Below are 18,953 nucleotides of genomic sequence, written 5' to 3'. Positions count from 1 at the left end.
TTCAGCACCGGACTCGAGGAGGAGTTCACGGTATGGCGGAACTGAGCAGGCGCAAGATGTTGCTCTCGGGTGGCGCGCTGGGCGCGCTCGGTGCGCTGGGGATCGCCTCCCCGGCCTGGGCCTGGGCGGCGAGCGGGTCCGTCGCGGGTTCGGGCGCCGGGGCGGATCCGCGGTGGGTGTGGGACGAGGAGGCCGACCCGCTGGTCGCGTCGCTGCTCGATCGCGGCGCGGTCCCCGAGGTCAACCGCCTGCTGGCGGGCTGGACACGCAACGACCAGCCGCTGCCCGCCGGGCTTCCGGCGGATCTACGGTCCTTTATGGACAAAGCGCGTCAGCTGCCTTCGTGGGCGGACAACGGAAAGCTCGAAACCGCCGCCGAATTCAATAAATCCCGGGGGCTGTACCTCAACCTGCTCAACGGCGTCGGCGGCGGAATGCTGAGCACCGCCATCCCCAAGGAGGCCCGCGCGGTCTACTACTCCAAGGGCGGCGCGGACATGGAGGATCGTGTTGCCAAGACCAGCATCCTCGGGTTCGCCGTCGGCGCGCTGAACGCGTACCGGCCCGACGGCTCGTGCGTGGTCAACGCCGTGAAGACGCGGCTGGTGCACGCGGCGGTCCGGCATCTGCTGAAGCAGTCTCCCCACTGGACCGGCGACATCCCGATCAGCCAGAACGACATGCTCGTCACCTGGCACACCCTGCCGACGTTCGCGATGCGCCGGATGCGCGAATGGAAGGTCCCGATCAGCGCCGCCGAATCCGGGGCGTATCTGCACGTGTGGCAGGTGACCGCGCACATGCTCGGCATCAGGGACGAGTACATCCCCGCCACCTGGGACGCGGCGAACGCCCAGTCGGCACAGGTCCTGCCGCCCGCCATGGGGCCGACCCGCGAGGGTGTCGAGCTGACCGACATCCTGCTCGGCCAGCTCGCCGAGCAGACCAGCCCCGGCAGCATCAGCAGGCCGCTGTGCAACGCGCTCGCCCGGTACCTCGTCGGCGACCAGGTGGCCGGCTGGGACGCCATCCCCCGGGAGCCGATCTGGGGACCGGCGATCGCCGCCGCGTGGCCCGCGCTGGTGGCCTTCCGCGAAGGACTCCTCCCGCTGCCGTTGGTGCCCGAGGCCGCGTGGGTCCTCGACGAGGCCGCGCGCCAGTACATCCTCTTCTACCTCACCAAGGGCAAGGGGACGAGGATCGAAATCCCCGAAACCAACCGGCCGGGCTGAGCGATGGGGGAGTCGATCGGGCGGCGAAGGTTCCTCGGTTACGTCCTCGCGGCGCCGATCCTGGTGACCGCCGCCGAGTTCGGGCCGAGGCCCGCGGCCGGTGCCGGGCTGCCTTCGCCGGATCTCACGAAACTGGTCGACCTCAACGACATGCTGACCGCGGCGGCGCTGCCGACTTCGGGCCTGATCTCCGTCGAGGTCCGACCGGACGGCACGGTGTCGTTCGCGTTGCCCCGCGCCGAGGTCGGCCAGGGCATCACCACCTCCTCGGCCATGCTCGTCGCCGAGGAACTGGCCGTGCCACTGGACCGGGTGCGGGTCGCGCTGGCCGACGCGCGGCCTGAGCTGCTGTTCAACCAGCTCACCGGCGCGTCGAACACGACCGTCGCGACCTACACCCCGATCCGGGTCGCCGCCGCGATCGCCCGGCGCCGGTTGCTGGACGCCGCCGCGGCCGAACTCGGCACGCCGGTGGACGCACTGACGCTGAAGGGCGGGGTCGTCTCCGATCGTTCCGGCCGTCGCGTCGAAATCGGTGCGCTCGCGGAAAAAGCGGCGAGCACGCGGACCCGCCAGGTGCCCGTGGAACTGACCGCACGCGAGAACTTCACCGTGATCGGCAGGCCGCACAACCGGATCGACGCGCTGGCCGCGGTGACCGGGCGCAAGGTGTTCGCGATGGATCTCGACGTCCCCGGCGCGAAACCGGCGATGGTGTGCCGCCCGCCGACGATCAACGGACGCGTCGGCGTGGTGGCCAACCTCGCCGAGGTGCGCGGTATGCCGGGAGTCACCGACGTCTGCGTCATCTCCACGGGGGTCGCGGTGCGCGCCGAGACCTTCGGCCAGTGCATCGACGCCGTGCGCGCGCTGCGAGTGTCGTGGAAACCGGGGACCGCGGAAGGGAAATCCGACGAGAGCGTGCTGAAGGAACTGGCCGCCGCGGAGCTGCCGATCGGGCCGCCGCCGCTGGTTCCCGCTGTCGAAGGCAGATTCACCTTCTCCTTCCGGGGCAACAGCGCGCTCGAACCCAACTGCGCCGTCGCCGACGTGCGGCCCGGCCGGGCCGAGATCTGGTCGGCGTTGAAGGCCCCGATCGTCGCCAAGCAGGCCATCGCCGCGAAGCTCGGGCTGCCGCCCGGCGCGGTCACCGTGCACGTCACCGAAGGTGGCGGTTCGTTCGGGCGCAAGCTGTTCCACGACGCGGCGGCGGAGGCGGCCGAGTTTTCCCAGAAGATCGGCAAACCGGTCAAGCTCATGTGGCACCGCGCCGACGACTCCCGCCAGGGCCGGACGCACCCGATGGCCACCTCGCGCGTACGCGCGACGTATCTCGGTGGCACCGTGCTCGGCTACCAGCAGCGGCACACCAGCGTGTCCACCGATCTCGGCCACGGGCTCGGCGAGATCATCACCGCCATGGCCGCGCGGCTCCCGGTGGGCGACATCGGGTTCTCCGAAACGTTCTTCCAGCTCAGCCAGTCGATGCCGTACGACTTCGGCTTCAGCACGCAGCTGCTGAGCGAGACCGGCAAGAGCTTCAACACCGGCAGCATGCGCAACGTCTATTCGCCCGACGTCGCCTGTGCCCGGGAACTCGTCGTGGACCAGCTGGCCGGGAAGATGGGGAAGGATCCGTACCGTTTCCGGCTCGATTTCCTCCGCGACGAGCGTTCCCGCGCGGTGCTGCGCAAGGTGGCCGAGGACGGCGAGTGGGGACGGCGGATGCCCGAGGGCACGGCGCAGGGAATCGCCTTCCACGGGGAGTACAAGGCCGTGAGCGCCGCGCTGGTGGAGATCGACTGCCGCCCCGAAACCGTGGGCAGGCCCATCCGCGACGGCGTCACCGGGCCCCGCGTCACGAAGGCGGTGTTCGCCGTGGACGTCGGCCTCGTCGTCAATCCGCGCGGGCTGGAGGCCCAGATGATGGGCTGCGTGATGGACGGCATCGCGCTGGCACTGACGTCCAGCCTGCACCTGCGCGACGGGTATTTCCTGGAAGCGAGCTGGGACAACTACTTCTACACGCGCCAATGGAACACCCCGCCCGACCTCCGGATCATCGTCATGCCGAGCACCGCGGACGAACCGGGCGGGGCGGGGGAACTGGGCGTCGCGGCGTCGATGGCCGCGGTCGCCTGCGCGTACGGCCGTGCGACCGGGACGATGCCGACCCGGTTCCCGATCAACCACGGGACCCTCTCCTTCGAGCCCAAACCGACCGTCCCGCCGATCCCGCCGTCCCCTGTGGACGGTCTGAAGTACGCCCGCTGAAGAGGGGGAGTTCCGGTGCCCGAGCACACTTTCCGCGTCAATGGCAGACAGGTCACGGTGAACGTGGCCGACGACGTGCGCCTGCTGTGGGTGCTGCGCGACATCCTCGGCGTCACGGGGCCGAAATACGGCTGCGGCATCAACGTCTGCAAGGCCTGCACGAGCCATCTCAACGGCAAGGCGGTGAACCCGTGCGCCATCCCCGTCAAGGATCTTCGGCCGTCCGACGAGGTGACGACCATCGAAGGTCTGCCGGCCACCGTCGGCAGGGAACTGCACCCCATGCAGGAGGCGTGGCTGGAGCACGACGTCGCCCAGTGCGGTTACTGCCAGCCCGGTCAGATCATGGCCGCCGTGGCGCTGGTCCGGCGGGTCGCCGCCGAAGGCAGGGAGATCACCGACGCCGACCTCGACGGCCTCCGCAACGTCTGCCGCTGTGGTACCTACCCGCGCATCCGCGCCGCGATCAGGACCGGAGCCAAGAACATGTGAGGCGGCTTCAAAGCGTGCTGAAGGGGACTTTCCTCGCATCGCATGCGACGAAAGTCCCCTTCAGCGCGTCTTACGAGACTGAAGTCCCCTTCAGCCCGGTGAGGCGGCGGTGGATCTCGGCGTAGCGGGAACGCACGGCGGCGATGACCGACGGCGGCACCGAGGGGCCGGGCGGGCGTTTGTCCCAGCCGGTCGAGACGGCCCAGTCGCGGACGAACTGCTTGTCCAGGCCGTGCTGCGCGCGGCCGGGTCGCCAGGAACCGGCGGACCAGAACCGGGACGAGTCCGGGGTGAGGAGTTCGTCGCCGAGGTACAGGTCGCCGGAGGAGTCGTGGCCGAACTCCAGTTTCGTGTCGGCGAGGAGAATTCCTTGCCGCTCGGTGATTTCCGCGGCGGCGCGGTAGACGCCGAGGGTCAGCTCGCGCAGCCGGGTGGCGGTTTCGGCCCCGACGAGGCCGACGACCTCGGCGAAGGTGATCGGGCGGTCGTGCTGACCGGCCGGGGCCTTCCAGGACGGGGTGAAGATCGGCTCGGGCAGGCGGGAACCGTCTTCCAGGCCACCGGGGAGCGGGATGCCGGAAACGGTGCCGGTGGCGCGGTACTCGGCCAGGCCGCCGCCGGTGAGGTAGCCACGGGCCACACATTCCACCGGGAGCATGGTGAGAGCGCGGCAACGGACGGCGCGCCCGGCGAACTCCGGCGGCACATCGACGGCCGAGAGGACGTGGTGCGGGACAACGCCGGCAAGCCGTTCGAACCACCACAGCGACAGCGCGGTGAGGATCTTTCCCTTGTCCGGCACGGGAGTCGGGAGGACGACGTCGAACATCGAGAGCCGGTCGGTGGCCACGAGGACGGTGTCGCCGCGGTCGGTGTAGACGTCGCGGACCTTGCCGCTGTGCACGAGTTTCACCGGCGGGCCCGCAGCGCCGCGATGATTTCGTCCACCATGGACTGATCGGCCCGGTCCTGGGCCGGGAGCACGAGGGACCGCGGGAAGAAGTGACCGAGGTCGACGCCCAGGCTCAGCGCGTGGACCTCGGAACCGTGGGCTTCGGCCTCGTGGACGGCGCTGAGCAGGTCGGTCTCCAGGAAGCCGTCGGGGTTCTGTGCGGCGGTGGCGCTGTCGGCGGGGCTTCCGTCGGAGAACACCAGCACGATGCCACGCCGCGCGCCGAGGGCACGGGAGCGCTCGGCGGCCCAGCGCACCGCCTCGCCGCCGAGGCCCTCCCGGAACAGGTCCGCCTTGAACAGCCCGGCGATGCCGCGGCGCGAGCGCCGCCACGAGTCGTCGGCGTTCTTGAAGACGAGGTGCAGGCGATCGTTGAGCCGCCCGGGTGCGGCGGGGCGCCCGGCCCTTGCCCAGTCCCGCCGCGCGCGGCCGCCGTTCCAGCCGTCGGTCGAAAAGCCGAGAACTTCGGTGGTGACACCGAGTTCGTCCAGCACCCGGGTCAGGGTGTCGACGAGCACCGAGGTCAGCGGGACGTGCTGTTTCATCGAACCCGAGCAGTCGAGCAGGAAGGTGACGGAGACGTCGGCCTTCCTGGTGACGGCCTCGGCACGGAACACGCGCGTCTCGCCGGGGGAGGTGATCAGGGTGGCGAGGCGGCGGCCGTCGATGTGGCCGCTGTCGAGTCCGTGCTCCCAGCCGTCGGCGGCCGGGATCGCGAGCGCGGCGGCGAGGTCGCGCAGCATCTTGGCGCGGTTCAGCCGGGCGCGGCGGACGAGGTCGTCGAGCCGCGCCCGGAACTCCTTCTGCTGCGCGGGACGGACGAGGCCGGTCGTGTCGCGCTGCCGGTCGTGGGCGGTGGTGAAGATCCGGTATCCGTCCACTTCGGACAGCTGACGCGGGTCGCCCACGACCGGGACACCGGCGTCATCGGGGCCGGAGCCACGGAGGAGATCGGCGAGCGCGCGTTGCCCGGCGGACAGCGCGCGACGTGGTCGTCCGGTGGGGGCGCCCAGCAGGTCCGCGACGCCGACGGCGAACTCCGTCGCCAAGGGCGCGAAGCGTTCTTGCTCGCCGCGCAGCTTGCCGAGCCGGGCGATCCGGGGACCGAACTCGGGCGCGAGGGCGGCCCGCATCGGCTCGATGACCTCCTCCACGAGGGCGGGTACCGGGAACCCGGTGAGATGCGACCAGGCCATGGCGGCCACGGTGTGCAGCAGCAGACCCGAATTCGTCTGAGTGAGCCCGTCGGCGTCGGCGGTGACGAGCCAGTGCTCGACCCGGTGCCGGATGTTCGCCGCCGCACCGGGAAACCAGGGTGGCACCACGGATTCGACGCGGAACTGTTCGAGTTGGTCGAACACCAGGCCGCCGATGTCGCCGTCGGGGCGGTGTTCCCGGTGCAGCGCGGGATCGGTGTACCGCATCCGCAGGGCGAGCCCGTCGGCGGCGCCGCGCAGGCACCGCGGGTCGTCGGCCGCGCCGGCGCGCAGGTGCGGCGCCAGCATCGTCAGCCTGCTCGCGCCCCGGTACGGCTCAACGGCCCGGAACCGTATCTCGCGGTCCCGCCCGATCGCCCGGACGGTGGTGCCGCGCAGGAGGTCGAGCCGGTGCGCCGCGCGGGCGGCGGCGCGGTCGGCGAGCGCGTCGTGGATCATCGCTCAGGCGCTCGCGCGCAGTTCGCGCGGTTCCGGATCGCGGCCGAAACACCGCTGGAAGTACTCGTCGACGATCTCCCGCTCGAACTCCGCGCACTTGTTGGTGAAGGTGATGCGCAGCGCGAGCGCGGGATCGCCGAGGTATCCGGTGTTCTCCGCCCAGGTCACGACGGTCCGGGTGGACATCAGCGTGGCGAGGTCCCCGGATTCGTGGCCCTGGCGGGTGAGCCGGGCGAGCGCGACCATGGCCTCTGCGGTCCGTGCGTCCACAGTGGACACCTGGCCGCGGACGATGCCGACCTCGGTCTCGGCGGGCAGGTAGTCGAGCTTGGCGACGACGTTCCAGCGGTCCAGCTGGGCGTGGTTGATCCGCTGCACGCCGTGGTAGAGCCCGTCGTGGTCGCCGAGCCCGCTGGTGTTCGCGGTGGCGAAGAGCCGGAAACCGGGATGCGAATGGAGGACCTCGTTGCGTTCGAGGAGGGTGAAGCGGCCTTCCTTTTCGAGCAGCCGCTGGATGACGAACATGACGTCGGGGCGCCCGGCGTCGTACTCGTCCAGCACCAGCGCGACCGGGCGCCGGACCGCCCACGGCAGGATTCCTTCGCGGAATTCGGTGACCTGCTTGCCTTCCCGCAGGGTCACCGCGTCGCGGCCGACGAGTTCGAGCCGTCCGACGTGGCCGTCGAGGTTCACGCGCAGACAGCCCCAGTTGAGCCGCGCGGCGATCTGCTCGACGTGCGTGGACTTGCCCGAACCGTGCCGGCCGTGCACCAGCACCCGCCGGTTGTGCGCGAAGCCAAGCAGTAGCGCGAGAGTCACTTCGGGATCGAAGCGGTAGGCGTCGTCGCGCGCGGGGACGTGCTCGTCGGGTTCGGCGAACGCGGGGACCTTCAGGTCGACGTCGAGGCCGAACAGGTCCCGCGCGTCCACTGTCGTGTCCGGCATCCGGTTCGTCACGGCTGCTCCTCTCCCGATGCGGCGTCGGTGGTCGCGGTGATCTCGTGGCGGCTCATGGCTTCGGCGGCGGCGCGCAGCGCGGGCAGCGTCGTGGTGACGTCGTCGAGCGACAGGCGCATGACCGGGGCCTGGACCGCGACCCCGAGGACCGGCTGCCCGCCGTCCTCGCGGGGCACGGTCACCGCGACGCAGACAAGCCCGGGGAGGAACTCCTCGTCGTCGACGGCGTAACCCTGTTCGGAGATCCGGTCGAGCTCGGCGTCCAAAGCGTCGAGCTCGGTGATCGTCTTGCCGGTGTAGCGCTTGAGCGGAGCGTGCCCGATGAGCTTGCGGCGCTGTGGTTTGGGCATCTGCGCGAGGAACAGCTTGCCGCTCGCCGAGCAGTGGACCGGGACCCGCGAGCCGGGACGCAGGTAGAACCGCAGCGGCTCCGGCGTCTCCACGCGGTCGAGGTAGACCACCTCGCCGCGGGACAGCGCGGTGATGTTGCAGCTCTCGCCCAATTCCTCGACCAGGTGCTGCAGGATCACGTGCCGCCCGCCGTTGCGGGAGTCGTTGAGCAGCAGGTTCTCCGCGAGCCGGTGCAGCCGCGCGCCGGTGGTGTAGCTGCGGCCGTCGGCTTCTCTCAGCAGCAGGCCCGCCGACTCCAGCTGCTGGAGCATGCGATGCAGGGTCGGCTTGGGCAGGCCGGTCTCCGCGACGAGCGCCGGCAGCGAGACCTGGTGGTCACTGGCCGCGATCAGTTCGAGCAGCGCGAACAGCCGCAGCGCCGGGGTGTCGCCGGACAGCGGTCCGTCCGGCTCCTGGATCAGTTCCACACCGTCCCCTCTCGTGTCTCGGAAAACAGTACACCTCGTCTCGGACTTGAAGACAACCCGTTGACTTGGCTGGGGCGCGCCGCCTACAGTCCGAGCAAATCCAAGTTTCCGGAATCTTTCGTTCCATATTTTGCGACGCGCAGGGAGCAGGCAGTGAGCGAGCGAGCAACGGGGCCGCAGAAGATGACCCCCTCGGAGGCCTTCGTCGAGACGTTGGCGGCCAACGGCGTGACCGAGATCTTCGGCATCATGGGCTCGGCCTTCATGGACGCCATGGACATCTTCGCGCCGGCGGGCATCAAGCTGATCCCGGTCGTACACGAGCAGGGCGCGGCGCACATGGCCGACGGCTACGCCCGCGCCAGCGGCCGCCACGGCGTGGTCATCGGCCAGAACGGCCCCGGCATCAGCAACTGCGTCACGGCGATCGCGGCCGCGTTCTGGGCACACAGCCCGGTGGTCATGATCACGCCGGAGACCGGGACGATGGGGATCGGCCTCGGTGGCTTCCAGGAGGCCAACCAGCTGCCCATGTTCCAGGAGTTCACGAAGTACCAGGCGCACGTGAACAACCCGAACCGGATGGCGGAGTTCACCGGCCGGGCGTTCGACCGCGCGATGTCGGAGATGGGCCCGACCCAGCTCAACATCCCGCGCGACCACTTCTACGGCGAGATCGAGGCCGAGATCCCGGTGCCGCAGCGGCTCGACCGCGGTCCCGGCGGCACCCGCAGCCTCGACGAGGCGGCCGATCTGCTCGCCGGGGCGGAGTTCCCCGTGATCGTCGCGGGCGGCGGCGTCGTCTTCTCCGGCGGTGTCGAGGAATGCCGCGAACTCGCCGAGCGGCTCGGCGCGCCGGTGGTGAACAGCTACCAGCACAACGACTCGTTCCCGGCGAGCCACCCGCAGTGGTGCGGCCCGCTCGGCTACCAGGGATCGAAGGCCGCCATGCGGCTCATCTCCAAGGCGGACGTCGTCCTCGCGCTCGGCACCCGGCTCGGCCCGTTCGGCACGCTGCCGCAGCACGGCATGGACTACTGGCCCAAGAACGCGAAGATCATCCAGGTCGACGCGGACAACAAGATGCTGGGCCTGGTCAAGAAGATCGACGTCGGCATCTGCGGTGACGCCAGGGAAGCGGCGGCGGCGCTCACCGAGCGGCTGCGCAAGCGGACGCTCGCCTGCGACGCGACCCGCGGTCAGCGTGCCGACGAGATCCGCGACGAGAAGGAAACGTGGGAGCAGGAGCTCAGCGCCTGGATCCACGAGACCGACCCGTACAGCCTCGACATGATCGCCGAGCAGGAGAAGGACGAGCACAACTGGCTGCACCCCCGCCAGGTCCTCCGCGAGCTCGAAAAGGCGATGCCCGAGCACGTGATGGTGTCCACCGACATCGGCAACATCAACTCCGTCGCCCACAGCTACCTCCGGTTCGAAGAGCCGCGTAGCTTCTTCGCGCCGATGAGTTTCGGCAACTGCGGGTACGCGCTGCCGACGATCATCGGTGCCAAGGCCGCTTGCCCCGGCCGACCCGCGATCGCCTACGCCGGTGACGGGGCGTGGGGGATGAGCATGGTCGAGATCATGACCGCGGTGCGGCACGACATCCCGGTCACCGCCGTGGTGTTCCACAACCGGCAGTGGGGCGCGGAGAAGAAGAACCAGGTCGACTTCTACAACCGCCGCTTCGTCGCCGGCGAGCTGGAGAGCGAGAGCTTCGCCGGGATCGCGCAGGCGATGGGCGCCGAGGGCATCGTGGTCGACTCGCTCGACGAGGTCGGTCCGGCGCTGCGCAAGGCCGTCGACGCGCAGATGAACGAGGGCCGCACCACGGTCATCGAGGTCATGTGCTCGCGCGAGCTGGGCGACCCGTTCCGCCGCGACGCGCTGCGCAAGCCGGTGCGCCTGCTCGACAAGTACCGCGACTACGTCTGATCCGCCTCACCCCGGCAGATTCCGGCGGCGAAGGTCCGTGGGGGCCTCCTTGAGGGACTCTGGGTCTCTCAAGGAGGCCCCCACGGACCGGCGCGCCGCCCTGCCGCCCACTCACGAAAGCGATAGCCCGTGACGTTCCCCCTGCATGATCGATGGCGTGAGGTGCTGGCCGGCATCCGGCCCGTGGTCGCGCTGGCCGACGGCGACGACCCGCGTGTCGTCCAGGCGGCGGCGTTGCTGCACGACGAAGACGGCGTCGCGCCCCGGCTCGTCGGCGATCCGGCCTCGATCCGCCGGGCCTGCCGCGACGCGAGTGTCCGGCTGCCCGATGAGTCCATTGTGGACGCCGCAGGACTCGCCGCCGACGCGGCGATCCACGGACTGATCACGACCCGGCTCGTGAAGAAGCCCGACCGGATCCCGGACGCGCTGGCCGATCCCGTCAGCACGGCCGTCGCGGGCGTCGCCACCGGAGCCTTCGACGCGTGTGTCGCGGGCGCGAACCGGCCGACCGCCGACGTGCTGCGGGCGTGCCTGCGCTACGTCGGGCTCGTCCCGGACAGCACGACGTTGAGCAGCTGCTTCCTGCTCGTCCTGCCGGACGAGCGATGCCTGACCTTCGCCGATTGCGCCGTGGTTCCCGACCCCTCGGCCGAGGAACTCGTCGAGATCGCGCTGGCTTCCGCCCACACCCACCAGGCGCTGACGGGGGAGGAGCCGGTGATCGCGATGCTCTCGTTCTCCACGCTCGGCAGCGCCACGCACGAACGCGTCGAGCGCGTCCGCCGCGCCACCGACCTGCTGCGGGCGCGTGACTCCGGCTATCAGGTGGACGGCGAGCTGCAGTTCGACACCGCCGTCGAGTCGAGCGTCGGGCTGCGCAAGGCGCCCGGATCCCAGGTCGCGGGGAGGGCCACCGTCCTCGTCTTCCCGAATCTCGACGCGGGCAACATCGGGTACAAGATCGCCGAGCGCCTCGGCCGTGCCCGCGCGTTCGGCCCGATCCTGCAAGGACTCGCCGTACCGGTCAACGATCTGTCCCGCGGCTGCGGCGTCGGCGACGTCCGGGCGACCGCCCTGCTCACCGCGGTCCAGGCGGTACGGAGCAGGACCGCGGTGAGTGACGGCGCCTAGATGGACCTCGTCCTCGCCGCGCTGGCGGTGGCCGCGTCCTCGCTCATCGGCGGTGCGACGGGCTTCGCGACCTCGCTACTGTCCACGCCGGGGTTGCTGCTGCTCGGCTACGACGTGCCCTTCGTGGTGACGGTCAACCTCGCGGCGACGCTGGTGTCGCGGATCCTCGTCGTGTGCCGGTCGTGGCGGGCGATCGAACCGAAACGCATCGCCCTGCTCGTGGCGGGCAGTGCTCCGGGCGCCGTGCTGGGCGCGGTGACCGTCGGCGCGGTCCCGGTCCATGTGCTGCGGATCTTCGCCGGTGTCGTCGTGGCGCTGCTGGGCCTTCTCCTGCTGCTGCCGTCCACCGGCGAGGGCAACGCAGGGCCGGGCCGCGCCGGGCACGTGGCCACCGGGCTGGCCAGCGGCTACCTCGCCACCTCGGTGTCGCTGAACGGCCCGCCGGTCGCGGCGCTGCTCAGCGCGGCGAACCTGCCGGTGCGGGCGTTCATCGCGAACCTGGCCTGCTACTTCATCTCGACGAACCTGATCTCCCTCGGCGCGCTGGCCGTGACCGGCGGGATCCCGCGGCACGGGCTGCTTCCCGTGCTCCCGGTCCTGCTCGGGGCGGCGATCGTGGGCAACCAGCTCGGCACGGCGGTGTCGGCGCGGGTGCCGCGGAAGGCGTTCAAGTACGTCGTCGCGGGGCTGGTCGTCGTCTCCGGGGTGGTGACGGCGGTTTCCTGACCGGCTGCGTTAGCCTTGCCGGGTCAGCGGATCGCCAGGACGACGGAAGCCCGTGAACCACTCAGGAGCCCAGCCACCAGCCGGCACCCAGGCCATCCGACGCGCGCTCGGGGTGCTGCGGCTGCTCATGGAGGAGGGCGGGGAGCTTTCCCTGTCCGCCATCGCCCGGCGTCTCGACCTCACGCCGGGCACCACGCACCGCGTCGTCGGCGCGCTGAGCGTCGACGGCCTGGTGGCCCACAACCCGCACACCGACTGCTACCACCTGGGCGCCGGGGCGATCCTGCTCGGCCAGGCCGCGCAGCGCGTCCACGGCCTGGAGCGGGCGCTGCCGGTGATCCGGCAGGTCAACGAGGAGACCGGGGAATCGGTCAACATCGCGATCCGCGACGGCCGCGAGTCCGTGGTGCTGCTGCGCGTCCAGTCCACCCTGCCGCTGCGGTTCGAACAGCATCCCGGGGCCCGGTTTCCCTTGTACACCACCGCGTCCGGCAAGGCGATCCTCGCGCACTCGCTGGACGTCGAAGCGTACCTGGCGAGCCTGCCGGAGCAGTTGCCCGCGCTGACCACGCATACGCTCACGACGCGCGAGGAGCTGGCGCTGGAGCTGACCGAGACCCGCGACCGCGGCTACAGCATCGACGACGAGGAGAACGTCGCCGGGGTGCGCTGCGTGGGCGCCGGGGTCCTGGACGACCAGGGCCTGGCGAAGGCCGCGGTGGTCATCCAGGTACCCACAGTCCGGCTGCCCGACGAACGCATCCCCGAACTGGGCGCGCGGGCCATCGAGGCCGCGCGGGAGGTCGCGCAGTTCCTGCCGCCGGACAGGTTCACTCAGCGCTGACGCCGAGCGCTCGCGCGGTCAGCGAGGCGAGGTGCGTCGGCTCGTGCTCGGAGAGCTGGCGGATCTGCGTCCGGCAGCTGAAGCCGTCGGCGTGGACCACCGTCCCCGGAGCGGCCTCGCGCAAAGCGGGCAGCAACTGGTGTTCGGCGACCTGGACCGAGACGTCGTAGTGCCCGCGCTCGAACCCGAAGTCGCCCGCGAGGCCGCAGCAGCCTTCGCGCAGCACCCGCACGTCGCCGGTCACGCGGCCGAGCAGCCGGGCGTCGGCGTCGTAGCCCAGATCCGCGTGCTGGTGGCAGTGCACCTGGGTGAGGACCCGGTCCTCGACCGCCTTGATCGCCGGGAGTTCTGCTTCGCCCACATGCTCGGCGAAGGTACGGACCGCTTTGCCGAGCAGTTCCACCCTCGGGTCGCCGGGCAGCAATTCGGCGGCGTCCTTGCGCAGCATGGCCGTGCAGCTCGGTTCGAGCCCGATCACCGGCACTCCACGTTCCAGCCACGGCTGGAGGACGTCGAGGGAACGACGCAGCACGCCGCGCGCCGTGTCGAGCTGGCCGGTGCTATGCCAGGTCAGTCCACAACAGACGGTCCGGGCGGGGAGGTGCACCTCGTGACCGAGGGCTTCCAGCACGGCGACGGCGTCGCGGCCGACCGCCGGGTCGAAGAAGTTGGTGAAGGTGTCCGGCCACAACACGACCGGCCTCCGCTCCTCCGTCCACTGTGGATTTTCGCGGCGGGCGAACCAGTTACGGAACGTCGGGGTGGCCAGCGCGGGCAGTTCGCGTTCGACGGCGATCCCGCCGAGCCGGTTGAGTACCCGCCGTAGCGGGCTCGCCGCGACGGCGTTGACCACCTTGGCCATCGGCGCGCCCAGCCGCAGCCAGCGCGGCAGCGCGCCCATCGTGTAGTGCGCCATCGGGCGTTTGCGGCCTTCGTAGTGCCTGCTCAGGAATTCCGAGCGGTAGGACGCCATGTCGACGCCCACCGGGCAGTCGGATTTGCAGGCCTTGCAGCCCAGGCACAGGTCGAGTGCGTCGCGGACCTCGGCAGACTGCCAGCCGTCGGTGATGACGTCGCCGGCGAGCATCTCGAACAGCAGCCGGGCGCGGCCGCGGGTGGAGTGTTCCTCCTCGCCGGTCGCGCGGTAGCTCGGGCACATCACGCCGCCCGAGGCGGACACGCATTTGCCGACGCCCACACAGCGGCGTGACGCCGCGCCCAGGTCCCCGCCGTCCGCGTGCAGCGCGAGCCGGGCACGGGTGGGCAGGACCGGTGGCGCGATGACCGTGCGCAGATCGGCGTCGAGCGGCGCGGGGTCGACGACCCGGTGCGGGTTCATCCCGTTGCCGGGATCGAAGGCGGCCTTGAACTCCGCGAAGGCGGCCATCAGCCGCGGCGGGAACATGAGGGGGAGCAGTTCGGCGCGGGCCTGCCCGTCGCCGTGCTCGCCGGACAGTGAACCGCCGTGGGCGACGACCAGTTCGGCCGCGTCGGTGAGGAAGGCGCGGTAGGCCTGTTTCGCTTCCGGCGCGGCGAGCGGGAAGTCGATGCGCACGTGCAGGCAGCCGTCGCCGAAATGGCCGTATACCAAGCCTTTCCGGCCGTGCTTTTCCATCAGCAGCTCGAACTCGCGCAGGTACTGCCCGAGATTTTCCGGCGGCACCGCGGCGTCCTCCCAGCCGGACCACGCCTCGGAGCCGTCCGCGAGGCGGGTGGCCAGTCCCGCGCCCTCCTCGCGGATCCGCCAGAGTTTCCGTTGCGCCACCGGGTCTTCCACCACCAGGAGACTGGCTCCGGCCTGGCTTGCGCGCTCAGCCACTCGCCGGGCGTCTTCCCGGGCCCCGGCCGCCGACGCGCCGCCGGTTTCGAGGTACAGCCACGCGTTCCCGGGCGGGAGTTCGCTGCGGTCGCCGGGTTTCCGCGCGTCCAGTGCCTGGACGAGCCCGGTTTCGATGCCCTCCATGGTCAGCACGGGCAGATCGAGCAGCGCGGGGACGGCGTCGGCGGCCTCGACACTGCTGGCGAACCCGAGCACCACGAGCGCCCGTGACGACGGCGCCTCCGCCAGTTCGACTGTCGCGCTCAGGATCGTCGCGCAGGTCCCCTCGGTACCGACGAGCGCCTTGGCGACGTCGAAACCGTTCTCCGGCAACAAGTATTCGAGGTTGTAACCGGACACGCGCCGCGGCAGCTTCGGGAACCCGAGCCGGATGTCGGAGAGGTACTTGTCGCGTACCGCGCGTAGCGAACGGTAGAGCTGCCCCACGGAATCCTCACGTGCGCATAACGATTCCAGCTCCTCCGGCGACGTCCGGCCGACCTCCAGCCGGGTCCCGTCCCGCAGCGCGATCTCCAGCGACCGGACGTTGTCGACGGTCTTGCCCCACGCCACCGAATGCGAGCCGCACGCGTTGTTGCCGATCATTCCGCCGATCGTGCAGCGGCTGTGCGTCGAGGGATCGGGTCCGAAGGTCAGCCCGTACGCGGCGGCTTGTTCGCGCAGCCGGTCGAGCACCAGGCCGGGCTCGACGCGCGCGGTGCGGGCCTCGGCGTCGATCTCCAGAACATGGTTGAGATGGCGGGTGAAGTCGAGGATCACCGCCTCATTGGTGGCCTGGCCGCCGATGCTCGTCGCCGCGCCTCGCGGCAGGACCGGCGCGTCGTGCTCGGCGCAGACCCGCAGCACGGTCGCCACTTCGTCGGCCGACCGGGGACGCACCACCAGCAGCGGGACGTGCCGGTAGTTGGACGCGTCGGTGGAGTGCGTCGCGAGTGTCGACGGGTCGCCCGCCACCTCGCAGGACACCGCGGCTCGCAGCGCTTCCTCCAGCGTGGCTCGCGAAAGTGCGGGTGACGGCATGGGCCTCTCCAGGGAACTCGGGGGTTCACAACGACTGGACACGGAGCTATGGTGTGCTCGCCACATAGTGGATATGTCTTCCACATTTTGTCAATGTCGACGTGAGGAGTGGTCACCCGTGCCCGAACTGCACCGCAACGAGAGTGTGTTCACCTGGGCCGCACCGCCGCTGAAGTTCGGAGCCGGTGCCCTCGACGAGCTCGGCGCCGAGGTCGCGGCCCGGCAGGCGAAGTCGTGCCTGATCCTCACCGACCCCGGGGTCCGGGGGACCGGGATCCCGGACCGCGCGCTCGACTCGATCCGCGCCGCGGGCGTGAAGAGCGAGATCTTCGACGGCGTAGGCGTCGAGCCAACCGACGCGAGCATCGACGAGGCGGTTTCCTTTGCCCGGCAACAGGATTGGGACTGCTTCGTCGCCATCGGCGGCGGTTCGGCGATCGACACCGCCAAGGCCGTCAACCTGCTCACCACCCACCCCGGCGAGCTGCTGGACTTCGTCACTCCGCCGATCGGCGCGGGCAAGGCGCCGTGGCTGCCGCTCAAACCGCTGATCGCGGTGCCGACGACCGCCGGCACCGGCTCGGAGTCCACCACCATCTGCGTGGTCGACCTGCTCGGCCTGCACCTCAAGGCCGGGGTGAGCCATCCGTCGCTGCGCCCGTCGCTGGCCGTCGTCGACCCCCGGACCACCGTCTCCCTGCCGTCCGAGGTGACCGCGGCGAGCGGGATGGACGTGCTTTCACACGCGTTGGAGAGCTACACCAGCGTGGCCTTCGACGCGAAACCCGCGCCGGAGGACCCGATGCGCCGCCCCGCGTTCTGCGGGTCGAACCCGATCAGCGACGTCTGGTGCGAGATGGCGCTTTCCCTGGTGGGCAAGCATCTTCGTGGCGCTGTCCTCAATGGACGGGACCTGACCGCGCGGACGCAGATGGCCTTGGCGTCCACCTACGCCGGTACCGGATTCGGCAACGCCGGTACGCATTTGCCGCACGCCAACGCGTATCCGATCGCCGGTGCCGTCAAGAACTACCGGGCCGAGGGCTACCCCGAGATGCCGATGGTGCCGCACGGCCAGGCGGTGTCGGCCACCGCGGCCGCCGTGTTCCGCTGGACCTACCCGTCGGCCCCCGGACGTCACCTGCGCGCGGCGCACCTGCTTTCGGGCGGGCAGACCTTCACCGCGACCGACGGGGCCGAGGCCCTGCCGCACGTGCTCGGCGAGCTGATGGCCGACATCGGGATGCCGAAGGGGCTGCACGCCTTCGGCTACGGCGAAGCCGACATCGACACGCTCGTGGACGGCACCCTCAAGCAGACCCGCCAGCTCGCCGTCGTCCCCCGGCCCGTCACCCGCGGTGCACTCGAAGACATTTTCCGCCGCTCCCTCTAGAGAGTGCTGCAGAGCGGCTTGCGTAGCGGTGCGGGTAGCGGAACCTCAGACGCCCTCTCGCTCCGGGATCGCCTCCTCATGAATGCCAATTCACCACGTCGACGCTGTCCTCGCGAGAGGGCGTCTGAGAACCCGCAGCGGTGCGAGCTGCTGGCCCACAGCAAGCGGCTTCGCCGCTTAGGAAACAGAATCTGGAAGGAAACGGAGTTATCAATGGAGACAACTCCTTCCCGGCCTGGCGAGGAAACCAGGGGCAGTTCCGACGTCCGCCTCGTCGTGGCGTCCAGTGTCTTCGGCACGACCGTCGAGTGGTACGACTTCTTCCTCTACGGCACGGCCGCGGGCATCGTGTTCAACAAGCTCTACTTCCCCGGCAGCGACCCGCTCGTCGCCACCGTCCTGTCGTTCGCGACCTTCGCGCTGGGCTTCCTCGCCCGGCCGGTCGGCGGATTCCTTTTCGGACACCTCGGCGACCGGGTCGGCCGCAAGAAGACCCTGGTCGCGACGATGCTCATCATGGGCGTCGCGACCTGCCTGATCGGCCTGCTGCCCGACTACGCGATGATCGGCCCGGCCGCACCGATCCTGCTCATCGTGCTCCGGCTGGCGCAGGGCGTCGCCGTCGGCGGCGAATGGGGCGGCGCCGTGCTCATGGCGACGGAGTACGCGCCCGCCGGGAAACGGGGCCTCTACGGGAGTTTCCCGCAGATCGGGCTCGCGCTCGGGCTCACCCTCGGCACCGGTGTGCTGGCGGCGCTCAACGCCGTCACGACGGAGGCCGCGTTCCTCGCCTGGGGCTGGCGCATCGGGTTCCTGCTGTCGGCGGTGCTCGTGGTCGTCGGGCTCCTCATCCGCGTGAAGATCGTGGAGACGCCGGCCTTCCGCAAAATGGCCGAGCAGGAAGGCGAATCGACCGTCCCGGCGCTCGAACTGGTCCGCGACCGGGTCTCCCGGCGGCATCTGCTGCTCGGCATGGGCAGCAGGCTGACCGAGGGCGTGGCCTTCAACGCGTGGGCCGTGTTCGTGATCTCGTACGGCAGCGGGACCCTGCACCTGAACCGGCAGCCGCTGCTGCAGGCGGTGATGATCGCCGCCGCCGTGATGGTCGTGTTCATCCCGATCTTCGGCCGGGTGTCCGACCGCGTCGGCCGGCGCCGTGCCTTCGCCGTCGGCGCCGTGACGACCCTGGTACTGGCGATACCCGCGCTGGCCGCGCTGCACGCGGGCAACACGGTCCTGATCACCGTGTCGCTCGTCGCCGTCCTGGGCATCAGCTACCCGCTGATGTACGGGCCGCAAGCGGCCTTCTACGCCGAGTTGTTCCCGGTGTCCCGCCGCTGCACCGGGATCTCGGTCGTCTACCAGCTCTCCGGCGTGGTGGCCTCCGGGCTCACCCCGCTGATCCTGGCCTACCTGGCGGGCCGCACCGGCACGAACGGGGTGCTCGTCTACCTCGCGGTGACCACCGCGATCAGTGTGGTGTGCACGCTGGCCATCCGCGACCGCGACATGTTCGCCGACGACGTCCGCGCCCCCGTGCCCGCTGCCGTCGTCAGTCCCGGAAACCCCTGACCCGGACTCCTGGGTGGTGGGTTGTGGGCCACACCCCCCCCCCCCGATGTGGGGCGCGAACAAAACAACAACCACGGGGGGGACCCCCCCCCACCCGCACCAAGCG

At 70.5% G+C, this 18,953-nt stretch carries 14 protein-coding genes; 9 read left to right on the top strand and 5 right to left on the bottom strand.

Annotated features, from left to right (window positions below; all coding sequences use genetic code 11):
- Positions 1-32: 32 nt before the first annotated feature.
- The 3 genes from ACFWX1_RS39640 to ACFWX1_RS39630 are packed head-to-tail and all read left to right on the top strand — an operon-like array spanning position 33 to position 3,998.
- Positions 33-1,232: an oxygenase MpaB family protein gene (locus tag ACFWX1_RS39640; protein ID WP_378395001.1), complete on the top strand. Its 1,200-nt coding sequence runs from the start codon at positions 33-35 to the stop codon at positions 1,230-1,232.
- Positions 1,233-1,235: 3 nt separating this feature from the next.
- A complete protein-coding gene (locus ACFWX1_RS39635) occupies positions 1,236-3,506 on the top strand; it encodes a molybdopterin cofactor-binding domain-containing protein (RefSeq protein WP_378395000.1) in 2,271 nt (756 codons plus the stop codon).
- Between the two features lie 15 nt (positions 3,507-3,521).
- On the top strand, positions 3,522-3,998 hold the full coding sequence (locus tag ACFWX1_RS39630; RefSeq protein WP_378394999.1) for a (2Fe-2S)-binding protein: 477 nt from the start codon (positions 3,522-3,524) through the stop codon (positions 3,996-3,998).
- Positions 3,999-4,068: 70 nt separating this feature from the next.
- Here the strand turns inward: ACFWX1_RS39630 and ACFWX1_RS39625 are convergent, their stop codons facing one another.
- From ACFWX1_RS39625 to ACFWX1_RS39610, 4 genes are read right to left on the bottom strand one after another with little or no spacing between them, the layout of a single operon-like run.
- Entirely contained in the window at positions 4,069-4,911 is an 843-nt protein-coding gene (locus ACFWX1_RS39625) for a phosphoribosylaminoimidazolesuccinocarboxamide synthase (protein ID WP_378394998.1), read from the bottom strand.
- The gene (locus ACFWX1_RS39620; protein WP_378394997.1) at positions 4,908-6,605 is read right to left on the bottom strand and encodes a cobalt chelatase; all 1,698 of its coding nucleotides are present in this window, start codon (positions 6,603-6,605) and stop codon (positions 4,908-4,910) included. The genes ACFWX1_RS39625 and ACFWX1_RS39620 overlap by 4 nt, the downstream gene beginning before the upstream one ends.
- 3 nt (positions 6,606-6,608) lie before the next feature.
- The gene (locus ACFWX1_RS39615) at positions 6,609-7,562 is read right to left on the bottom strand and encodes an AAA family ATPase (protein ID WP_378394995.1); all 954 of its coding nucleotides are present in this window, start codon (positions 7,560-7,562) and stop codon (positions 6,609-6,611) included.
- A complete protein-coding gene (locus tag ACFWX1_RS39610; RefSeq protein ID WP_378394994.1) occupies positions 7,559-8,380 on the bottom strand; it encodes an IclR family transcriptional regulator in 822 nt (273 codons plus the stop codon). Before ACFWX1_RS39610 ends, ACFWX1_RS39615 begins: the two co-directional genes overlap by 4 nt.
- Positions 8,381-8,563: 183 nt before the next feature.
- Here ACFWX1_RS39610 and xsc point away from each other — a divergent pair, with 183 nt between their 5' ends.
- The 4 genes from xsc to ACFWX1_RS39590 all read left to right on the top strand — a co-directional run bounded on the left by xsc (position 8,564) and on the right by ACFWX1_RS39590 (position 13,022).
- Complete coding sequence (gene xsc / locus ACFWX1_RS39605) at positions 8,564-10,318, top strand: sulfoacetaldehyde acetyltransferase (RefSeq protein WP_378395021.1); 1,755 nt, start codon at positions 8,564-8,566, stop codon at positions 10,316-10,318.
- Between the two features lie 129 nt (positions 10,319-10,447).
- Positions 10,448-11,452, top strand: a complete 1,005-nt coding sequence (locus ACFWX1_RS39600) for a phosphotransacetylase (protein WP_378394993.1) — start codon at positions 10,448-10,450, stop codon at positions 11,450-11,452.
- Positions 11,453-12,178: a TSUP family transporter gene (locus tag ACFWX1_RS39595; protein ID WP_378340322.1), complete on the top strand. Its 726-nt coding sequence runs from the start codon at positions 11,453-11,455 to the stop codon at positions 12,176-12,178.
- Positions 12,179-12,230: 52 nt separating this feature from the next.
- On the top strand, positions 12,231-13,022 hold the full coding sequence (locus ACFWX1_RS39590; RefSeq protein WP_378394992.1) for an IclR family transcriptional regulator: 792 nt from the start codon (positions 12,231-12,233) through the stop codon (positions 13,020-13,022).
- On the opposite strand, the gene ACFWX1_RS39585 is transcribed toward ACFWX1_RS39590, so the two are convergent.
- Positions 13,009-15,882: an FAD-binding and (Fe-S)-binding domain-containing protein gene (locus ACFWX1_RS39585; RefSeq protein ID WP_378394991.1), complete on the bottom strand. Its 2,874-nt coding sequence runs from the start codon at positions 15,880-15,882 to the stop codon at positions 13,009-13,011. The two genes, ACFWX1_RS39590 and ACFWX1_RS39585, sit on opposite strands and share 14 nt — an antisense overlap.
- A gap of 118 nt (positions 15,883-16,000) precedes the next feature.
- Here ACFWX1_RS39585 and ACFWX1_RS39580 point away from each other — a divergent pair, with 118 nt between their 5' ends.
- Both ACFWX1_RS39580 and ACFWX1_RS39575 read left to right on the top strand, forming a co-directional pair.
- Positions 16,001-17,275, top strand: a complete 1,275-nt coding sequence (locus ACFWX1_RS39580) for a hydroxyacid-oxoacid transhydrogenase (RefSeq protein ID WP_378394990.1) — start codon at positions 16,001-16,003, stop codon at positions 17,273-17,275.
- Between the two features lie 213 nt (positions 17,276-17,488).
- On the top strand, positions 17,489-18,847 hold the full coding sequence (locus ACFWX1_RS39575) for an MFS transporter (protein WP_378394989.1): 1,359 nt from the start codon (positions 17,489-17,491) through the stop codon (positions 18,845-18,847).
- Positions 18,848-18,953 lie beyond the last annotated feature (106 nt).

Origin of the sequence: Amycolatopsis sp. NPDC059021 (genome assembly GCF_042739895.1) — a bacterium.
Taxonomy (GTDB): Bacteria; Actinomycetota; Actinomycetes; order Mycobacteriales; family Pseudonocardiaceae; genus Amycolatopsis.
Note: the sequence above shows the minus strand (reverse complement) of the source record. Positions and strands in the feature narration are given on the sequence as shown.